General features: G+C 41.7%; 17 protein-coding genes. 13 read left to right on the plus strand and 4 right to left on the minus strand.

Annotated features, from left to right (window positions below; translation table 11 throughout):
• Positions 1–175 precede the first annotated feature (175 nt).
• From metQ to QE422_RS09345, 3 genes are all read right to left on the minus strand, one after another.
• Positions 176–985, minus strand: coding sequence for a methionine ABC transporter substrate-binding lipoprotein MetQ (metQ, locus tag QE422_RS09335; RefSeq protein ID WP_307457183.1), 810 nt, complete (start codon positions 983–985; stop codon positions 176–178).
• A gap of 386 nt (positions 986–1,371) precedes the next feature.
• Positions 1,372–2,028, minus strand: coding sequence for a methionine ABC transporter permease MetI (gene metI, locus QE422_RS09340; RefSeq protein ID WP_307457186.1), 657 nt, complete (start codon positions 2,026–2,028; stop codon positions 1,372–1,374).
• Positions 2,021–3,049, minus strand: coding sequence for a methionine ABC transporter ATP-binding protein (locus tag QE422_RS09345; RefSeq protein WP_307457188.1), 1,029 nt, complete (start codon positions 3,047–3,049; stop codon positions 2,021–2,023). Before QE422_RS09345 ends, metI begins: the two co-directional genes overlap by 8 nt.
• Before the next feature lie 494 nt (positions 3,050–3,543).
• Between QE422_RS09345 and QE422_RS09350 the strand changes: the two genes are divergently transcribed.
• The 9 genes from QE422_RS09350 to QE422_RS09390 all read left to right on the plus strand — a co-directional run bounded on the left by QE422_RS09350 (position 3,544) and on the right by QE422_RS09390 (position 13,712).
• Entirely contained in the window at positions 3,544–3,840 is a 297-nt protein-coding gene (locus tag QE422_RS09350; protein WP_307457190.1) for a GNAT family N-acetyltransferase, read from the plus strand.
• A gap of 182 nt (positions 3,841–4,022) precedes the next feature.
• Positions 4,023–5,054, plus strand: a complete 1,032-nt coding sequence (locus QE422_RS09355) for a pirin family protein (protein ID WP_307457193.1) — start codon at positions 4,023–4,025, stop codon at positions 5,052–5,054.
• A gap of 198 nt (positions 5,055–5,252) precedes the next feature.
• The gene (locus QE422_RS09360; RefSeq protein WP_307457196.1) at positions 5,253–7,379 is read left to right on the plus strand and encodes a type IA DNA topoisomerase; all 2,127 of its coding nucleotides are present in this window, start codon (positions 5,253–5,255) and stop codon (positions 7,377–7,379) included.
• 144 nt (positions 7,380–7,523) lie between these two features.
• Positions 7,524–8,306: an alpha/beta fold hydrolase gene (locus QE422_RS09365; protein WP_307457199.1), complete on the plus strand. Its 783-nt coding sequence runs from the start codon at positions 7,524–7,526 to the stop codon at positions 8,304–8,306.
• 300 nt (positions 8,307–8,606) lie between these two features.
• Positions 8,607–9,029, plus strand: coding sequence for a PaaI family thioesterase (locus QE422_RS09370; protein ID WP_294294719.1), 423 nt, complete (start codon positions 8,607–8,609; stop codon positions 9,027–9,029).
• Between the two features lie 606 nt (positions 9,030–9,635).
• On the plus strand, positions 9,636–9,980 hold the full coding sequence (locus QE422_RS09375) for a phage holin family protein (RefSeq protein WP_307457205.1): 345 nt from the start codon (positions 9,636–9,638) through the stop codon (positions 9,978–9,980).
• A gap of 453 nt (positions 9,981–10,433) precedes the next feature.
• A complete protein-coding gene (locus QE422_RS09380; RefSeq protein WP_307457207.1) occupies positions 10,434–12,428 on the plus strand; it encodes a S9 family peptidase in 1,995 nt (664 codons plus the stop codon).
• 121 nt (positions 12,429–12,549) lie between these two features.
• Positions 12,550–13,038 carry a DNA-deoxyinosine glycosylase gene (locus QE422_RS09385; RefSeq protein ID WP_307457210.1) on the plus strand — a complete coding sequence of 163 codons (489 nt, stop codon included), beginning with the start codon at positions 12,550–12,552 and terminating at the stop codon, positions 13,036–13,038.
• Complete coding sequence (locus QE422_RS09390; protein WP_307457212.1) at positions 13,035–13,712, plus strand: hypothetical protein; 678 nt, start codon at positions 13,035–13,037, stop codon at positions 13,710–13,712. The genes QE422_RS09385 and QE422_RS09390 overlap by 4 nt, the downstream gene beginning before the upstream one ends.
• Positions 13,713–13,731: 19 nt before the next feature.
• Here the strand turns inward: QE422_RS09390 and QE422_RS09395 are convergent, their stop codons facing one another.
• Positions 13,732–14,424 carry an AIM24 family protein gene (locus QE422_RS09395; RefSeq protein WP_307457215.1) on the minus strand — a complete coding sequence of 231 codons (693 nt, stop codon included), beginning with the start codon at positions 14,422–14,424 and terminating at the stop codon, positions 13,732–13,734.
• A gap of 202 nt (positions 14,425–14,626) precedes the next feature.
• On the opposite strand from QE422_RS09395, the gene queA reads away from it, so the two are divergent.
• The 4 genes from queA to QE422_RS09415 all read left to right on the plus strand — a co-directional run bounded on the left by queA (position 14,627) and on the right by QE422_RS09415 (position 19,070).
• Positions 14,627–15,676: a tRNA preQ1(34) S-adenosylmethionine ribosyltransferase-isomerase QueA gene (gene queA / locus QE422_RS09400; RefSeq protein ID WP_307457218.1), complete on the plus strand. Its 1,050-nt coding sequence runs from the start codon at positions 14,627–14,629 to the stop codon at positions 15,674–15,676.
• Between the two features lie 185 nt (positions 15,677–15,861).
• A complete protein-coding gene (rlmN, locus tag QE422_RS09405; RefSeq protein ID WP_307457221.1) occupies positions 15,862–16,896 on the plus strand; it encodes a 23S rRNA (adenine(2503)-C(2))-methyltransferase RlmN in 1,035 nt (344 codons plus the stop codon).
• A 75-nt stretch (positions 16,897–16,971) separates the two neighbouring features.
• On the plus strand, positions 16,972–17,910 hold the full coding sequence (locus tag QE422_RS09410) for a sterol desaturase family protein (RefSeq protein ID WP_307462317.1): 939 nt from the start codon (positions 16,972–16,974) through the stop codon (positions 17,908–17,910).
• Between the two features lie 296 nt (positions 17,911–18,206).
• A complete protein-coding gene (locus tag QE422_RS09415) occupies positions 18,207–19,070 on the plus strand; it encodes a hypothetical protein (RefSeq protein WP_307457223.1) in 864 nt (287 codons plus the stop codon).
• The last annotated feature ends 28 nt before the right edge of the window (positions 19,071–19,098 follow it).

Raw genomic sequence — 19,098 nt, forward strand, 5'->3', positions numbered from 1 at the left:
CAAAAGAATAAATAAAAAAGCAGACAGGGTTTGCCTGTCTGCCGGGGATTGTCTGAGACTCTCCCAATAAATGGTCTAAACAAAAAATAGAAACAGTAATTATCATGAACAATACAAGAACCTTTCAACTAAAAAGATAAATCGGTGAAGGATTCACGATTGGTTATTCAATACTTTACCAGCCTTTCACCGCACCACCTTTAAATATCTCTTCCGCTTTTTTCGCGACTTCGTCCGATTCGTAAGCCTTTACGAAATTTTTTACCTTTTCCGAATTTTTATTGTCTTCTCTGGAAACGATGACATTCATGTAGGGCGAATCCTTATCTTCCTTTAAGATGCCTTGTTTATCGGCATCCAGTCCGGCCTGGGCGGCAAAATTATTATTGATGATGGCAAGCACAACTTCTTTATCATCCAGTACCCGCGGTAGCTGTGGCGCTTCAATTTCCAGGATTTTCAGCTGTTTGGGATTTCCGACAATATCGGTAACTTTTGGCAGTAAGCCAATGCCGTCCCTTAATTTTAGGAGGCCGTATTTCTGAAGGAGCAGCAATGAACGTCCGCCATTGGTCGGATCATTGGGGATCACCACCGTGCTTCCGTTCTGAAGCTCGCTGATGTTTTTAATTTTTTTCGAATAGGCAACGATCGGGTAGACAAACGTATTCCCGACCACCGCGAGTTTATATCCGCGCTGCTTGGACTGCTCAGTGAGGTAAGGAACATGCTGGAAGGCGTTGGCATCAATATCTCCGTTGTTCAGCGCCTCGTTGGGAACTACATAATCATTGAAAGCCACCAGCTCTACATCAAGATGATATTTTTCTTTGGCCACTTTTTTAGCGGCTTCGGCAATTTCCTGCTCGGGCCCTGAAGTAATTCCGACTTTAATAAAATTCGGATCATCTTTTTTTGAAGAATTACAGGCGGTAAAAAAAATCATACCGGCTGCCAGAAAACTCAAAAACTTTATTTTTTTCATTGTAAATTATTTTCTTATACTTAGTTTCAACAAATTTGTACTCCATACAAAATTCATTTCTTATTTGATAGAAGTTCCTGACGATCACATCAGCTTCTGATAATTTAAAAGCAGGGTAGTGTCTGCTTAGTTAAATTGTTCGACAGAATCAAAACGTCTTCGAAAGCACAATTTCAAAAAACGGCGAAAAAGGATAGGTTTCTTTAATTTTAAATAATAAATATGGCTTTTACCTTTATGAGTTCCTTTTCCGCCGATTGATGGCCGGTTTTCCAACCACCACACTATTTCACATTCACACTATATTTTCAAAGCGTTCACACACTTACACCCCCAAACTCTCCAACCCTTACACTCTCCAACCCTCCAACATTAACCCCCCAGACTCAACGATGGTCAAACCGTTTTGCCAGCCGGTCTCCGGAAAACTGAATGATAAAAACCAATGCGACAAGTAGTGCCAGTACCAGATTCATTATCACGGCATCATACCCAATGTACCCGTACTGATACCCGATCTGGCCCAATCCGCCGGCTCCGACGGCACCACCCATAGCCGAATAGCCGACCAGAGTAATTAAAGTAATCGTTGCATTATTAATCAGTGAAGGCAGAGCTTCCGGCAGTAATATTTTACGGATGATCTGTAAGGGAGTTGCGCCCAATGCTCTTGCCGTTTCAATCAGTCCGTAAGGAACTTCCAGCAGGCTGTTTTCCACAAGCCTTGCAATAAACGGGGCTGCACCAATGCTTAGAGGAACCAGGGCCGCATTGACGCCGATAGATGTTCCGACCAGGCTTCTGGTAAAAGGAATCATCCATACAATCAGGATAATAAAAGGAATGGATCGGAAAATATTTACCAGTACGGATAATATCCTGTTGTAAACGGTGTTTTCCAGCAATTGGCCTTTTCTCGTCAGAAACAGAAGGATTCCTACCGGCAGGCCCAATACAAACCCGAAAAATCCAGACACGAAGGTCATAAAAACCGTTTCCCATATTCCCTTCGACAGAAGGGAAATTACCGTCTCACTAAGCATATCCTCTTACCGTATTTTGAATTTTATTCTGGTTGAAATAATAGATGGCCTGTTGATTCTTCTCCTCTTCACCCTGAAGCTGCAGCAGCAGTTTCCCGAAATTGGAATGCCCCAGATATTCTACATCTGCTTTCAGCAATTTGTAAGGGATTTTATATTTGTCGTATACGATGGAGAGCAGGTCTTCAACAGAAATATGTTCATTCAGTTCAACCTCTACAAGAGGAAACAGTCCTTCCTGCGGTTCCTGCTGTAGTTTTTTATTCAGTTCCTGTGGTATGGTCATAACACTTGAGTTTAAAAATTGTTTGATGATCGGATGTTCCTTATTGGAGACAACCTCGGATAAAGTTCCTTTGATGACGAGTTTCCCTTTGTCGATCACGGCTACATGGTTGCAGACCGATTTAATGACTTCCATTTCGTGGGTGATCAGCAGAATGGTAATGCCCAATCTTTGGTTGATGTCCCTCAGCAGCTGCAGGATCGATTGGGTTGTAGCCGGATCCAGGGCGCTTGTTGCTTCGTCACAAAGCAGCAGATAAGGATCATTGGCCAGGGCTCTGGCGATGGCCACCCTCTGTTTTTGTCCTCCGGAAAGGCTTTTGGGGTATTCCTGCGCCTTATCTTCAAGGCCTACGATTTTCAGGAGTTCGTTTACTTTTTGCCTGATTTTCGATTTGTCGGCACCGTCCAGTTCCAACGGAAGCGCAATGTTTTCAAAAACCGTCCGGGAAGTAAGCAGGTTGAAATGCTGGAAGATCATCCCTATTTTTTTCCTTTCTCTGGCCAATTGACCGGAACTTAATTTGGTAAAATCTTTTCCGTTGATGATAATCTCGCCTTCATCCGGTTTTTCCAACACATTCACCGTCCGGATAAGGGTGCTTTTGCCGGCGCCCGAAAACCCGATAATGCCTACAATATCGCCCTGCTCAATACTTAGGCTGACATCATCCAGCGCTTTAAAAGAACGGTCTTTCCGGTGGAATGTCTTTGAAATGTTCTTTATCTCTATCATTATTCTAATGCTGTTCCTGTTAAATAAAAAAGGCTCTACAACGGGGTAGAGCCTTTAAAAATATGTCATATAAAAGTAAGGTCAACTACCGCAGTATCGTATGTCAGGCATACAGCAATACATCATCATGGATTTGATGGTATGCTTTCTTACTGTATTGGTTTTGATGAGTGACTTCATTTTATTTTTTATGTCCTGATTACGGTTGCAAATATAAGGCATAAATTTCCATTAGTCCACTAAAAAAGTAGACTTTTTTACAGAAAATTATTGTTTGTGTATTTAATTATCTGATTATTAATATTTTAAATTTAATTAAATTTTTAATATTTAAATTGATTTAAATCGGAATCATGCAGAACGTAGCCATCAACTGATTTTTTGAACTACAATATCCCGTTGGTCGATTCTTTGAATCCCATTAAAAATTACCATAGATCATGAACAGGGAATTTTAAACCCCGTAATTTTACGGTAACATTAAAATCAGAATTATGGAAAGAACAGAAGTTGTCTTAGGAAACGTAAGAGGGGAAATTCAGCTTTTCTCAGACGATAAAAAAGCCGGTAAAATGGATATTTCGGTGATCGGCGATAAGCTTACCGTATATCATACGGAAGTAAGTGAAGAATTCGAAGGCAGGGGTTTTGCTAAGATTCTTCTTGAAAAACTGGTAGGCTACGCAAGGGAGCACCATCTGAAAATTGTTCCGTTGTGTCCGTATGTTCATGCACAGTTTAAAAGACGTCCCGATGAATACAGCGATGTATGGCTGAAAGAGCAGCTGTAAAAGGCTGTCTGAATCATTTTTAAATTAATTTGGAGCAGTCATGGAAAAACCTTTTTGGTCTTTGCTGAGCTTGTCGAAGTGCTTTTGTGAATCTTAAGTTAACATTAAAAAGAAACTTAGCAGACTTTGCATTACAATCAGCCATCCTGTTTTATGCAATTTAACCTTTAATCAAAATCAAAATGAAAACATTGAACTTTTTAGTGATCGGAAAAAATCAGGAGATCCTGGATACCCTGAAAAGAGTAATTGAAAAAAATGAAGGCTGGAAAGCCGAAACGCTCAGTGATGAAAGCCAAAGCCGCGATTTCATCACAAACCATGAGGTAGATATCGTATTGCTGAGCTCCGGCCTGGAAGACCGTTTTGAAAAAGATATCATCGCTTTCTGTGAGGATCTTGATAAAGAGGTAAAGGTAATCGAACATTACGGTGGCGGCAGCGGCCTGTTGCGCAGTGAAGTGGAAGGCCTTTATGCAGAAAACAGGAATCCGGAAAAGCGGGTCATTCACCGGGCTGGTTCCGGCGGAATAACGAAAATGGACTGGCTTTCCGGTGAAAAGATATTCAGCTTCAGCGAATTTTATAATCCTGAACGGATCAATTTCGGGACCCTGAGGGTATTAAATGATGATGCTATCGTATCCGGAAAAGGTTTCGGAGCCCATCCGCATGACAATATGGAGATCATCAGTATCGCTTTGGAAGGAACACTTATTCATGAAGATAACCTGGGTAACAAGACGGAGATAAAAGGAGGCGATGTCCAGGTAATGAGTGCCGGAACCGGTGTTATGCACAGCGAATTCAGTAAAGATGAAGGCGGTTTTGGGAAATTCCTGCAGATCTGGATCTATCCGAATAAAAGAAACGTCACTCCAAGGTACGACCAGATGACGCTGGACATGACCAAAAGCCACAATAGGTTTCAGCAGATTCTTTCTCCTGATCCTGACGATGACGGAATCTGGATCTATCAGGATGCATGGTTCCACCTGGGAACCTTTGAAAACGGTATCGAAACCGATTACCGGGTCAAGAAAGAAGGCAACGGGGTTTATGCCTTTATCATCAAAGGAAGTGCGGGAATCGCAGGCGAGCAATTGGGAGCCAAAGATGGCTTCGGTATCTGCGATGTATCGGAAATCAATATAAAAGTGACTTCGGAAAATACGGAGATCCTTTTGATGGAAGTGCCGATGGAGATAAAATAATTGATCTGGCTGGCGCGAGTGTCCGGTTCGTGTCAGCATTCATTTATTTTAAATTTGAGGAGAGTATTTATTATGTTTGTGCAAGTGGAGAGCTGCTTTTCAAATTTTATTTGGACAGTCGGTTATCTGCATTGCTCAAATTAGTAAATTCCAAAAAAATTCCCGATTTTTGCCCTCTTCAAAAATCCCGAGACCTACATGAAACTTTGTATTGCCGAGAAACCCAGTGTTGCCAGAGATATCGCCAAAGTATTGGGCGCGACCACGCCGAAGCAGGGCTATATGGAAGGAAACGGCTATTGCGTGACATGGACGTTCGGGCACCTCTGCACCCTCAAAGAACCTCATGATTACGGTCCCCAGTACAAATCCTGGAATCTTTTCCTGCTGCCGATCATTCCGCCTAATTTTGGGATCAAATTAATTCCGAACAAAGGCGTTGAAAATCAATTCAAAGTGATTGAGAGGTTGGTGGAAGAATGCGATGAGGTGATCAACTGTGGGGATGCCGGGCAGGAGGGAGAGCTGATCCAGCGGTGGGTGTTGCAGAAAGCAAAATGCAATAAGCCTATCCAGCGGTTATGGATTTCGTCCCTTACCGAAGAAGCGATTAAAGAAGGTTTTTCAAATTTAAAGCCGGCCGAAGAATACAAAAACCTCTACCTCGCAGGAAACGCGCGGGCGATCGGCGACTGGCTTCTGGGAATCAATGCCACCAGGCTTTTTACAAAGAAATTCGGCGGAAACAAGGCTGTCCTTTCCATCGGAAGGGTTCAGACCCCTACGTTGGCCATGCTGGTGCAACGCCAGAAAGAGATCGATGCTTTTACCACCGAAGAATACTGGGAGCTGAAAACCAAATACCGCGAAGTAATTTTCAATGCGGCCATCGACCGTCTCAAAACCCTGGAACGTGCCGAAAAAGGCCTCGAATATCTCAAGCAGAATCCTTTTGAGATTGTTTCTTTTGAAATTAAAGAAGGAAAAGAAAAAAATCCGAGACTCTTTGATTTAACGGCCCTTCAGGTAGAAGCCAATAAAAAATACGGCTATTCTGCAGAAAATACGCTCAACTATATTCAGAGCCTGTACGAGAAAAAGCACGTCACCTATCCGAGGGTTGATACGACGTATCTATCCGAAAGCCTACATCCGAAAATAGAAGGCATTCTCCGGAAAATGTATTTCTATCAGGAACTTATTGCTCCTTTGCTGGAAGCGCCGATCCCGAAATCAAAGGCAGTCTTTGATGATACCAAAGTAACGGATCACCACGCCATCATCCCGACGGAAGTGCCGCCTTCACAGAATCTGAGCCGCGAGGAAAAGCTGGTGTACGATCTGGTGGCCAAACGGTTTATTGCCGTATTTTACCCGGAATGTAAAATTTCAAATACGCTGGTGGAAGGGAAAGTGGGAACCATCCCGTTCAAAACAAGCGGAAGGCAGGTTCTTGAGCCCGGATGGAGAGCCGTTTACGCCAAAGAGCCTAAAGAAGAAACCACTGATAAAGAAAAAGAAAAGGAAGAGGAACAGACCATTCCTGAATTTACAGTAGGAGAAACCGGGCCGCATGATCCGATGATCCACCAGGGAAAGACATCTCCGCCGAAGCCATATACCGAAGCCACACTCCTGAGAGCCATGGAAACCGCAGGAAGGCAAGTGGAAGACGAGGAGCTCCGCGAAATGCTGAAAAACAACGGTATCGGAAGACCTTCGACCCGCGCCAATATCATCGAAACCCTCTTCAAACGGAAATACATCGAAAAGAAAAGGAAAAACCTCATTGCTACCCAGACCGGAATTCAGCTGATCGACACCATTGAAGACGAATTGCTGAAAAGCCCGGAACTGACCGGGGAATGGGAATCGAAGCTACGGAAGATTGAAAGCGGGCAGTACGAAGCCAACCTGTTTAAGGAGGAACTAATCCAGATGGTGACAGAACTTACGAAGAAAGTGGTCGACGGAAAAGGAAAAGTCATTGCTTTGGAAGAAGAAAAAGCTGAAGTGACGAAGGAAAAGAAAAAAAGAGAGCCGGCTGTAAAGAAAGAACTGGCGACATGGGAAGAAACTAAATGCCCGAAATGCAAAGCGCATCATCTCCTGAAAGGAAAAACAGCGGTGGGATGTTCGGATTTCAAAAACTGCGGCTTTAAGGTTTCGTTTGAAATTTTCGGTAAAAAGCTATCCGATAAACAACTTATGGATCTTGTGGTGAAAGGAAAAACGTCCAAATTAAAAGGATTTACCGCCCACCCTGAAACGTTGGCAGAGGGAGTCCTGTCCATGGATGAAAACTTTGCAGTAGCTCTTGTCTAAATTGTAATCAGATGCATTCATAGATTTTATGAACAAATAAAAATCTGCGTAATCTGCAATATCTGCGTGAGATTAATAAAACTGATAATTTCTTTTAATAGAGGCAAATTTACTACCTTTAATCTCAGCTAAAATTTCCGCAATATGAAAAAAATATTAGGGCTGATCGTCTTTTGCATCTGTACGCTTGGCTTTGCCCAAAATCAAAACTTCGGAAAGAATCCCGCAGCCGGAAAAATCCTGAATCTGAAAGACGCCGATATATATTACGAAATATATGGGAAAGGAGAGCCGTTGTTTCTGCTTCATGGAAATGGCGGCAGCATCGATGCATTTGCCAAAGAAATCCCGATCCTTTCAAAGCATTTTATGATTGTTGCTATGGATTCGCGAGGGCAGGGGAAAAGTACGGATACTTCCAAAGACCCACTGACGTATAGGAAATTTGCAGATGATGTGAAGCTGCTTGCCGATAAGCTTAAATTAAAAAAGATAAACATTCTCGGTTGGAGCGATGGGGGAAATACCGCCCTTGAATTTGCCATTAAATATCCCGGGCGAACCAACAAGATTATTACCAGCGGAGCCAATGTGTTCCCGGCCGGCGTGGGTGAAAATGAAGTAGGGGCCATGAAGCGCGACGTTGCTGATAAAGTTGCCCAGCAAAAGCCCCAAAGTGAAATCCGCCTCGTTCAGCTGATGATCGATGAACCCAACATCACCAAACAGCAGCTGAACAACATCAAAGCAAAAGTGCTGGTGGTAGCAGGTGAAAATGACCTCATCCTCCGTTCCCATACTGAATATATCGCCAAAGAAATTCCGTTCTCAAAGCTCAAAATCTACAAAGGCGCATCCCATGGCGTTCCGATCGAAAGAGCGGAAGAGCTCAGCAAGGATGTTATTGACTTCATAAAGACACCTTGAATAGAACATATAGATTTACTTTCGTCTATTTAAACTGAACAAATTGTTGGAAAGCGCGAAGGCCGCAAAGGTTTTATAACTACTGACTGCTTTTAAGACGCAAAGAATTTGACTAAGTCAAATTTTCATGTCGCTAATGAATAAGCAGTCTTCAATTTTATCAAAGATAAAATCCTTGCGCCTTTTCCACGCAAAGCATTTAAAGAAAATTGCGACTTTGCGTATTCCAACTTCATTTTTTCCAATCAAAAACCTTTCATGATTTTTTCTATTGTACTACATTTGTAATAAACCGGAAATATGACCCCCGAAAAAAAGCAGCTCATTACCGACAGTTTCAACCGCTCCGAAACTTTAAAATTCTATAAGGCCGAACTCCTGGAAGTGAAAACCGATTTCATCTCTATGAAAATCCCGAAAATGGATCTGATGACCCGAAAGGCCGGGATGTTCAATGGTGCCATGATCGCTTCTCTGGTGGACGTTTCTTCAGGCTATGCTGCCGTCAGTCACTATGAAGAAGACTGTTATGTAGTAACGGTGGAACTGAAAGTCAATTACCTGAGGCCCGCTATCGGCGACGCGCTGGTTTCAAAATCTTATGTGGTCAAGGGCGGCGCGAAGATCAGCGTGATCCGGACGGAAATTTATACGGTGGATGAAAAAGGAGAATCCGAAAGCCATGTAGCGACTTCCCTGGTAACGATGATGAAAATAAAGTAAAGGTAGGCTGGAAGATGGATGCTGGATGTTGTTTTGTCAGCATTGCCCGATTAGTCTTAAATATTAAAACATCTATTCAGAAATTTCCCAGTCCCAAAGGGGCGGCTTAAAACAGGATCGGGAGCAACCCGATGATTGATGTTCAATACCATCAAATAACAACAGAAAGAATTTCATCCAAATTCAACAATTATCGAGCCCCAAAGGGGCGGCTTAAAACAGGATCGGGAGCAACCCGATGATTGATGTTCAATACCATCAAATAACAACAGAAAGAATTTCATCCAAATTCAACAATTATCGAGCCCCAAAGGGGCGGCTTAAAACAGGATCGGGAGCAACCCGATGATTGATGTCATACCATCAAATAACAACAGAAAGAATTTCATCCAAATTCAACAATTATCGAGCCCCAAAGGGGCGGCTTAAAACAGAATCGGGTGCAACCCGATGACTGAAAGGCAATCGAATCATTGAAGAGAATGCAATAACAAAAGCCATAATTTTAACAACAGTCAACATTTGTTCCATTCAACCCATCAAATATTAAATTTCGCCTGGAAATGGAATGCATTTTGCACACGAAAAACTGATAAAAATTAATGTATGAATTTAATCATTCGCCTGCTGGTAACAGCCGTTGTGGCTTATCTGCTTACCATGATTTTACCGGGCGTGCATTTTACGGGATTCGTTGGGGCCGTTATTTTTGCCATAGTCCTGGGGCTTCTGAATTTGTTTGTAAAACCTGTTCTAAATCTTTTCGGATTGCCTCTTACCATCATTACTTTAGGTTTGTTTACATTGGTGATCAATGCCATTATCATTCTGATGGCCGACTACTTTATAGACAGCATGGAAGTTAATGGATTCTTGTGGGCGCTGATCTTCAGTATCCTGCTGTCCGTGGTAACTTCTCTGGCCAATTCGATGTTTTCGGATGGCGATTAAAATTAATAATCAATCGAAGGTTAAATATCAACTGACGTGGAGCGGACTTAGGTTCGTTCTTTTTTTTGGCCGGTACTTCGGATCAAACGCAAAAGTTACGGAGGAAAGTGATAAAATCTCATTTTTGCAGGATTGAATCTTAGTTTCAAAATTCAGGGACCTGAGTGAATAAGTAAATCTAACGGGTTTTCAAAATCCCTTAGGTTTGTCCTTCAATTTTGCTTTTAAATATTAAGTTTACTTTCAGTATTAAGGGGGAAAAGTAGAAAAAGTCAGATGCGTGAATCAAATCTTAAACAAAAACTTCCAGTGTTCTTCTTCCAGTCTCCTGATGAATTAATCCCAATTCCCTGTCCTCATTTTATTTTAAATAATTAACTTTGACAATCTTTGAATTGAGAGCCGGTGAACCCCTTAAACGGTTGATCGGCCATAAAAAATGAATATCAACATATGAAACTTAAGTACAGTCTGCTCGCTATGGCAGCTCCGCTTTTAATGAATGCACAACAAGTAATGACGCCTGAAATTCTGTGGACTTTAAAAAAAGTGGGAGTGCAGGCAGTTTCTCCGGATCAGTCTTCGCTTATCTATAAAGTAGGACAGGTAGATCTTAAAACAGAAAAAACGAAAAACGAGAACTATTTCCTGAACGTTCTAAGTAACCAGTCCACCAAAATCGATCTTGGCAAAAAAGCCCTGATCCAGTGGGATAAAAACGGAATCTATGCGCAGGAGGGCGATAAGATTTTCCTTTCCAAAGACAGCGGAAAGACATGGACGGAATTTTATACCATCGGGGAAGCCGATAACATTGTGATTTCTCCGGACGGTAAAAAAATAGCGTTCAGCAAGCAGGTGCTGATGGAAAGAGTAATGGGAAAAGACAAATATCCCGATACGCCTAAAACCACAGCCCAGGTATACACCGACCTGAATCACCGGCATTGGGATTATTTCAACGAAGGGAAATACAACCATATTTTTGTAGTCAACGTTTCCGAAAAAGCAGAAGCAGCCAGAGACCTGCTGGAAGGGAAAATGTGGGATTCGCCGCAAAGGCCTTTCGGAGGTGCCGAAGATTTTATCTGGAGCCCGGATTCTTCACAGCTTTTATACGTGACCAAACCGAAAAGCGGGAAAGAATATGCTACGAGCACGAATACCGATATTTTCGCTTATGACTGGGCAACAGGAACTACAAAAAACTTGACGGAATCCAATAAAGGATACGATGTAAACCCGAAATTCAGTCCCGACGGGAAGTCGCTGGTTTGGCAAAGCATGGCCAGAGACGGATACGAAGCCGATAAGAATGATATCAAGCTTATGGACTGGAAGTCCGGGAAAACAACAAACCTTACAGCCGGCTGGGACGACAGCGTTTCAGGAGACATTTTCTGGAGCGGCGACTCAAAGACCATCTATTTTACGGCAGCTTTCAGAGGAACCAAGCAATTGTTTTCATTAGATGCTAAAAATGCTAAAGTTCAGCAGATAACCAAAGGTGATTTTGACGTGAATGAAATCTTCGCCGGTGAGAAAAATTCCCTTCTGGTAGGACGAACGGATATCAACCATGCCACGGATCTGTTTTCGGTAAACGTTAAGAACGGAGAAATGAAGCAGGTGACGGAAGCCAATAAAGAGGTTTATGCCAGCCTGGCTCAGGGAAAATCTGAGCTGAAGATGGTAAAAACAACAGACGGTAAAGAAATGGGTGTTTGGTTCCATTATCCACCGAACTTTGACCCGAATAAAAAATATCCGACTTTGGTTTATTGCCAAGGCGGACCGCAGTCTGCATTGACTCAGTTCTTCAGCACAAGATGGAACTTTGCCCTGATGGCTGCCAACGGCTATATCGTCGTAGCACCAAACAGAAGAGGAATGCCGGGCTGGGGAACAAAATGGAACGAGGAGATTTCAAGGGACTGGGGCGGCCAGCCGATGCGGGATTACCTTGCAGCGACCGATTATGCCAAAACACTGCCTTATGTCGATGGCGATCGGGTAGCGGCAGTGGGAGCGAGTTACGGTGGGTACAGTGTCTTCATGCTGGCCGGAATTCACCAGAACCGTTTCAAAACCTTCATCGCACACGACGGATTGTTTGATATGAAATCCTGGTACCTGACCACGGAGGAATTATGGTTCGCCAACTGGGATCTGGGTTCCCCATGGGAAAAGCCGCTTCCAAAAGCCTACACGGAATTCAATCCGAGCAATTTCGTTGACCAATGGAACAAACCGATCATGATTGTACAGGGCGGAATCGATTACCGCGTTCCTTACGAGCAGGGCCAGGAAGCTTTCCAGGCAGCAAAGCTCAGAGGATTGAAATCAAAATTAGTATACTTCCCGAACGAAAACCACTGGGTGCTTCATCCACAGAACGGACTGGTTTGGCAGCGTGAATTCTTCGACTGGCTGAAGGAAACGTTGTAGTCCAACTCTCCCTTTCGAAAAGGTTCAGAAATGAAAAAAATTAACAAGATCAATAGGAGCGGGCTTTAGCCCGCTTTTTGTTGATACCTTGAAAACGGCTTTAGCCAAATTATTTGCCATCATGTCCGATAGAATTTCATCTTTCCCGCCCATTATCGACCGCAGTTCCAGAATTTTAATCCTGGGATCGATTCCCGGGGTAAAATCATTGGAAAAACAGCAATATTATGCACATCCGCAAAACAAATTCTGGAAAATTATTTTTGAACTGCTCAATGAAGATTTCACCGATGACTATTCTAAAAAAATCGAAGTGATCAAAAAACATCATATTGGCCTCTGGGATGTTATCGATTCCTGCGAAAGAAAGGGAAGCCTCGATTCCGAGATCAGAAACGAAGAAGCCAACAGGATCGAAGAGCTGCTGGAGAACCATTCCAACATCAAAGCCATCTTCTGCAACGGTGGAAAATCTTTTAAAAATCTACAGAAAATACTGGGAAAGAATTATAAAATTCCTGTATTTTTACTGCCTTCAACCAGCCCGCTTCATACGGTTTTTTTCGAAAAGAAGCTGGAAGAATGGAAGAAGATTAAAAGCTATTTATGAAAAAACTAATACCACTGTTCTTTATTCTGTTCTTTATCAGGATTTTTTCCCAAGAGTATCATTTTGATTACTCAATAGAAAGTCAGTCAAATCAGACAAAACCAAATAAGGAGAAAAGAATATCTACTTCTTTTTATGATTCTGAAAAAAATGTTTATTTACAATTAACTAAATACGATAATAGATTAAGAGCTTCAATTTATGATAAAGCTAAGCATTTTAGACATTCTTTTAAAGTTACCGAAACAAAAGGATCTGTGATATTTGAATACACTCATACCAATGATTTCAGTAAAAGTAAAAATTCAAGTTTCTCTAAAAATGATATCATAGAGGTTAATAAAATTGATTCGTTGCATTATGAGGTTATTGCTTTTAAAAATAAAAAGAAGACAAAAAGAAGATTAAGGGCAATAGTATCGTTAGAAAAATCAAAACTTAATTATTTGGAAATATACATAGAACACTCAAAAATAGATGAGATGAAAAATAAAATTAAACAATATTTAGATCTTACTTCCAGCAATTATATTGTAACAAATATAAAATTAGATTATTCAGATGGATATTCTTCTGAGATATCATACAAGATAACAAAGGTAGATTTTTTACTAAAACTTCCTGAAAAACTGGTTGTAAAAGAATATAATTTCATTGGGGAATTTCAGGATTAATTCATTCCCCAAGAAATCATTATTTCTCAATCCTATACACCTCTTCATACGGCTGAATCAAAACCCATCCGTTCCCGGAAAACTTCATCTGGAATTCTTCACCGCTTCCTCTTCCGATCAGGCTTTTTAGGGAAACACTGGTTTTCAGCTCAGGACTCAGATTGCCGGACCAGGCTACAGTAGCATTCGGATCGGTGAAAACCGGTGCATCAGGCGTTACCAATAACGTCAGCGGATCGCCGTGGGTCGTAATCGCAATGTGACCAGTCCCGGATAATTTTACCTGGAAAAGTCCACCCGACATCACGCCGGCAATGCTTTTCAGCATGGTAATGTCGCTTTTAATGCTCTGCTCATGGGCGAGGACATCATTTCCGTTGACACAGACCGATTCGTTGTTCAGATAAAGGATTCTCACTTTTTTCCCTTCATCCGCAACATATAATTTCCCCGTACCTTCGGCTTTCATCAATCGGGCACCTTCACCGCTGATGGCTTTTTTCAGTAAATTACCGATCCCTCCCGAAAGCATCCCCTGTCTTTCGAAATTGATATTGCCTACATATCCGACCATGCTTCCGGCCTTTGTCCATACCGATTGGTTGTTCAGGTTAATCTCCAGCAGCTGGGGTTTTTCAAGCTCGAAATAATCCCTTTCCTGCGGATTTTCTTTCGTTTCATTTACAAAAGCTTCAATTGAATATTTGCTCATAAGGATAACGTTTTTTTACTATTTCAAAAATAGCTTTTTTAAAATTTGGAAATTCCCGTAAAATCACGGTTTTTTAAGGTGATTCAAATTAATTTAACATCCGTGTAAATAATACTTGACAAAGGGGTGCCTGATGTCGTATATTTACAGTCCGAAAATTACACCTTGTAATTTCAGTAATTTTTAAACCGTAATTTAAAAAATGAAAACATCAGATTTTAATTTTGATCTTCCTGCAGAATTATTAGCAGAGCACCCATCCGAACACAGAGACGACGCGAGATTAATGGTTTTGGACAGAAAAACCGAAACCATCCAGCACAAACTCTTCAAAGATGTGGTAGACTATTTTGATGAAGGAGATCTTTTTATCTTCAACAATACCAAAGTTTTCCCGGCCCGTCTGTACGGAAACAAAGAAAAAACAGGAGCGAAAATCGAAGTTTTCCTATTGAGAGAGCTTGATAAGGAAACCCGTGTTTGGGATGTTTTGGTAGATCCTGCAAGAAAAATCAGAATTGGAAATAAATTATTCTTCACGGAAGACGAATCTTTGGTGGCTGAGGTAATCGACAATACGACATCCAGAGGAAGAACGCTAAGATTCTTATTCGACGGTTCTTACGAAGAATTCAGAGCCAAATTAAAGGAACTTGGAGAAACTCCGCTTCCGAAATATATCAAAAGAGACGTTGAACCGGAAGATGCTGAAAGATACCAGACCATCTATGCAAAAGTGGAGGGCGCTGTTGCGGCACCTACCGCAGGTCTGCACTTTTCAAAACATCTGATGAAGAGACTGGAGATCAAAGGGATCGATTTTGCTGAGGTGACGCTTCACGTAGGTTTGGGAACTTTCAACCCGATCGAGGTGGAAGATCTTTCCAAGCACAAAATGGAGTCTGAAGAGATCTTCATCGACGAAAAAAATGCTCAGATTATCAACAATGCTGTTGATGCCCATAGAAGAGTATGTGCAGTAGGTACAACTACCATGAGAACTTTGGAAACTTCGGTTTCTTCCAATAAAAAGATTTCTGCATTCCACGGATGGACCAATAAATTCATCTATCCGCCTCACGAATTTGGAGTAGCCAACTGTATGATCACCAACTTCCACACGCCTAAATCTACATTAATTATGATGATTGCCGCATTTGCAGGAAGAGATTTTGTAATGCACGCATACGAAGAAGCCGTAAAAGAGAAATACAAATTCTACTCTTACGGGGATGCGATGTTAATTCTATAAAACAACTAAAAGAGCCAGGTTAAAAGTAAAAAGTTACCAGAGTGAAACAAATTATTTTAGCTACAATCGCTAATAATACAAAACTCTAAAACTTTTAATTAACCTTTTAACCTGACTTTTTTACCTTATAAACCAGGAGGTTTTATTTAAATTCAACCTGGCTTTTACCTTGGCTCTTTAATATTATGAAAGATATCCGTACTTTATCACTCGACCAGCTTAAAGAATACTTTGTTTCTTTAGGGGAAAAGCCGTTTCGTGCGAAGCAGGTTTACGACTGGCTGTGGAGTAAAAATCTTCATTCGATTGATGAAATGACGAATCTTTCGAAAACCCTCCGGGAAAGAATTTCTGAGGAATATACCATTAATCCGGTTTCGGTGGATCAGCTGCAGAAAAGCACGGACGGAACCATCAAAAACGGAGTGAAGCTGCACGACGGCCTGTTGGTGGAATCGGTTCTGATTCCTACGGAAACGAGAACGACGGCTTGTGTTTCATCACAGGTCGGATGCTCGTTAAACTGCGAATTCTGTGCGACTGCAAGGCTCAAAAGAATGAGAAACCTTGAAGTAGCAGAAATTGTAGACCAGGTAGCATTGATCGACAGCCAAAGCAAAATGTACTTCGACCGGCCGCTTTCCAATATTGTTTTTATGGGAATGGGCGAGCCGATGATGAACTACAAAAATGTGGTGGAAGCCATCCGTAAAATTACCCAGCCGGAAGGCTTGGGAATGTCGCCGAGAAGAATTACCGTTTCTACTTCAGGAATTCCTAAAATGATCAAAATGTTAGCCGATGAAGAACTGCGCGTGAAACTGGCGTTATCGCTGCATTCGGCCATTGAAACCAAGCGGAATGAGATCATGCCGTTTTCGGATAAATTTCCATTAACGGAGATTATGGAAGCCCTCCAGTACTGGTATCAGAAGACCGGATCGGTCATCACTTTTGAGTACTGTGTATGGAAAGGCATCAACGATGGCGACGAAGACATCAAGGCCCTGATTAAATACTGCAAGCAGGTACCTTCTAAAGTTAATCTGATCCAGTACAATCCGATCGGTGACGGAAAATACGACCAGTGCAACAAGCAGGCGGAAGAGAACTACATCCGTCAGCTGGAAAATGCAGGAATCGTGTGTGTCGTAAGAAAAAGCCGCGGTGGTGATATCGATGCAGCCTGTGGCCAGCTGGCCAATAAAACGGTCGATTAAAATTTCCTTAAAAAAATCAGAAAATTTTCTTAACGAATCCTTAAAATCTTAAATTTGTACTACAAATTTGAAGTGATGGTGGATTTTCTTTTGGGTGAAAACGGATTGGAGAATGTATATGCATGGTCCATTCCCATTCACGCTGCAATTATTTTGGCCGAAATGATTTACAGCCATGTTTCGGAGGCTAAATTGTATAACGGAAAAGACGTTGCGACAAGTGTCTATCTGGCACTGCTCAATTTCGGGCTGGATCTGGTGATGAAAGCTTTCGCTATGGGCGTGATGTTCTTCTTTTACAACATGAGGCTCTTTACATGGGACTTTACCATCTGGTACTGGTTATTGTGTTTTGTGATAACCGATTTTGCCTATTACGTCCTGCATTATGTAGACCATCATTCCAGAGCGTTCTGGGCGGTTCACATCACCCATCACAATTCGGAATATTTCAACCTCACGACCGGTTTCAGAAGCCCGGTGCTTCAGCCTTTGTACCGGTATCTTTATTTTTCACCGCATGCTTTCTTAGGATTCGATCCGTGGCACATCATGGTGGTCTATGCCATTGGTCAGGTATATGGAACCTGGGTGCATACCCAGACGGTAAAAAGCATGGGCATCCTGGAGTATATTCTCGTCACCCCTTCACATCACCGTGTGCACCATGCCTGCAACATCAAATACCTGGACCGGAATATGGGAATGTGCCTCATTATTTGGGATAAGATATTCGGAACTTTTGAAAAAGAAGATCCGGGTGTACCCGTAAAATATGGGATTTATCCTAAAATGCCGGACAACAGACCCGACACCGTGCTTTTATACGAATGGCGAAAAATCTGGAAAGACATTAAACAGCCGGGACTGAAATTTTCAGACCGGATCAATTACATTTTCAATTCTCCGGGATGGCGACACGACGGAACCGGAAAAACCGTAAGACAATATCAGAAGGACTATTTTGAAAGAAAAAACGCACAGAAAAAAGAAAAACAGAAGAAATCAGCTTAAATAGTATCAATAAAAAGATCTTTGCTGCTTCTCAAAAAGATAATCAATACAATCTATATAATCAAAAGGCCGGGTTTACCCCGTTCTTTTTCTTTTATCCTGGGTCACATTATCCTGAAAATACAGGCTCTGAATTTATTTTAAACATTTTCCACATTATCTTTGTCATGTTGCCAGGGATCTCAATATCGCATTAGCGATCCGTAATCTTACAGAACATCCAATCGCCAGGATGAGCTGGGAACAAATTTTGATGACTGTTTTCTCATTTATTTTTAAATAAATATTTTTACCTGATGAAAAAGATATTCCTGGTATTCACCCTAACCATTTCCGCGCTTTCATTCGCCCAGCAATCTGTTTTGCTGAAAATAAAGAAATACAAGATTGGTGAGCTCGATGAAAGAATCAGGGAAAGCTCGGGGTTAAGCCTGATGAACGGAAAACTGTATACTTTCAACGACAGTGGGAATACCCCGGAACTTTTTGAGCTGGATAAAGAGACAGGAAAAATCATCAGTACCATTAAAATTAACGGGAAAAACAAAGACTGGGAAGCTTTAACGAATAACGGAACCGACTTCTATATAGGGGATTTCGGAAACAACGGCGGAACACGGAAAGATCTGGAAATTTATAAAGTCACTCCTTCGAATGATTCCGCCCGGCTCATTTCTTTTGAATATCCCGAACAGCAGGAATTCATTCCAAAATATTCCGAAACCGATTTCGATGCGGAAACTATGGTCTATCTGAACGGCAAAATTCATCTTTTTACCAAAGAATGGGCTGCAAGATCCACCACTCATTATATCATCGATCCCGAACTCGCCGGAAAGCAGCAGGCACAGAAAACGGAAACCTATAAAACGGGTTTCATGGTAACCGATGCATCTTATTTCGATAAAAAATTGTACCTGGTAGGCTATACAAAAAAGACCGAAGTGTTTTTGGAAATCTTCAACGAAACAGCTCCCGGAATATTTTTTAACGAAAATCCAAAACGTTACTACCTTGGAAGTGCTTTATCTATCGGACAGATCGAAGGGGTCGCTGCAGACGGTACCGGAATATATATTTCCGGGGAAAAGTTTCATTCTCCGATTGGTGGCGGAAAGCAGAGCCTCTATTTTATTCCGAAAGATAAACTCAGGGATTAAATTCTCTTGAATTTGCCCGAAAAAAATT

This window comes from Chryseobacterium sp. SORGH_AS_0447 (assembly GCF_030818695.1).
Taxonomy (GTDB): domain Bacteria; phylum Bacteroidota; class Bacteroidia; order Flavobacteriales; family Weeksellaceae; genus Chryseobacterium.

Coding starts and splice junctions, on each gene's coding strand:
- metI (WP_307457186.1), bottom strand. CDS start 2,028: ATGCTTAGTGAGACGGTAATTTCCCTTCTGTCGAAGGGAATATGGGAA.
- QE422_RS09350 (WP_307457190.1), top strand. CDS start 3,544: ATGGAAAGAACAGAAGTTGTCTTAGGAAACGTAAGAGGGGAAATTCAG.
- QE422_RS09370 (WP_294294719.1), top strand. CDS start 8,607: ATGACCCCCGAAAAAAAGCAGCTCATTACCGACAGTTTCAACCGCTCC.
- QE422_RS09410 (WP_307462317.1), top strand. CDS start 16,972: ATGGTGGATTTTCTTTTGGGTGAAAACGGATTGGAGAATGTATATGCA.
- rlmN (WP_307457221.1), top strand. CDS start 15,862: ATGAAAGATATCCGTACTTTATCACTCGACCAGCTTAAAGAATACTTT.
- metQ (WP_307457183.1), bottom strand. CDS start 985: ATGAAAAAAATAAAGTTTTTGAGTTTTCTGGCAGCCGGTATGATTTTT.
- QE422_RS09415 (WP_307457223.1), top strand. CDS start 18,207: ATGAAAAAGATATTCCTGGTATTCACCCTAACCATTTCCGCGCTTTCA.
- QE422_RS09390 (WP_307457212.1), top strand. CDS start 13,035: ATGAAAAAACTAATACCACTGTTCTTTATTCTGTTCTTTATCAGGATT.
- QE422_RS09395 (WP_307457215.1), bottom strand. CDS start 14,424: ATGAGCAAATATTCAATTGAAGCTTTTGTAAATGAAACGAAAGAAAAT.
- QE422_RS09375 (WP_307457205.1), top strand. CDS start 9,636: ATGAATTTAATCATTCGCCTGCTGGTAACAGCCGTTGTGGCTTATCTG.
- QE422_RS09355 (WP_307457193.1), top strand. CDS start 4,023: ATGAAAACATTGAACTTTTTAGTGATCGGAAAAAATCAGGAGATCCTG.
- queA (WP_307457218.1), top strand. CDS start 14,627: ATGAAAACATCAGATTTTAATTTTGATCTTCCTGCAGAATTATTAGCA.
- QE422_RS09385 (WP_307457210.1), top strand. CDS start 12,550: ATGTCCGATAGAATTTCATCTTTCCCGCCCATTATCGACCGCAGTTCC.
- QE422_RS09345 (WP_307457188.1), bottom strand. CDS start 3,049: ATGATAGAGATAAAGAACATTTCAAAGACATTCCACCGGAAAGACCGT.
- QE422_RS09360 (WP_307457196.1), top strand. CDS start 5,253: ATGAAACTTTGTATTGCCGAGAAACCCAGTGTTGCCAGAGATATCGCC.
- QE422_RS09380 (WP_307457207.1), top strand. CDS start 10,434: ATGAAACTTAAGTACAGTCTGCTCGCTATGGCAGCTCCGCTTTTAATG.
- QE422_RS09365 (WP_307457199.1), top strand. CDS start 7,524: ATGAAAAAAATATTAGGGCTGATCGTCTTTTGCATCTGTACGCTTGGC.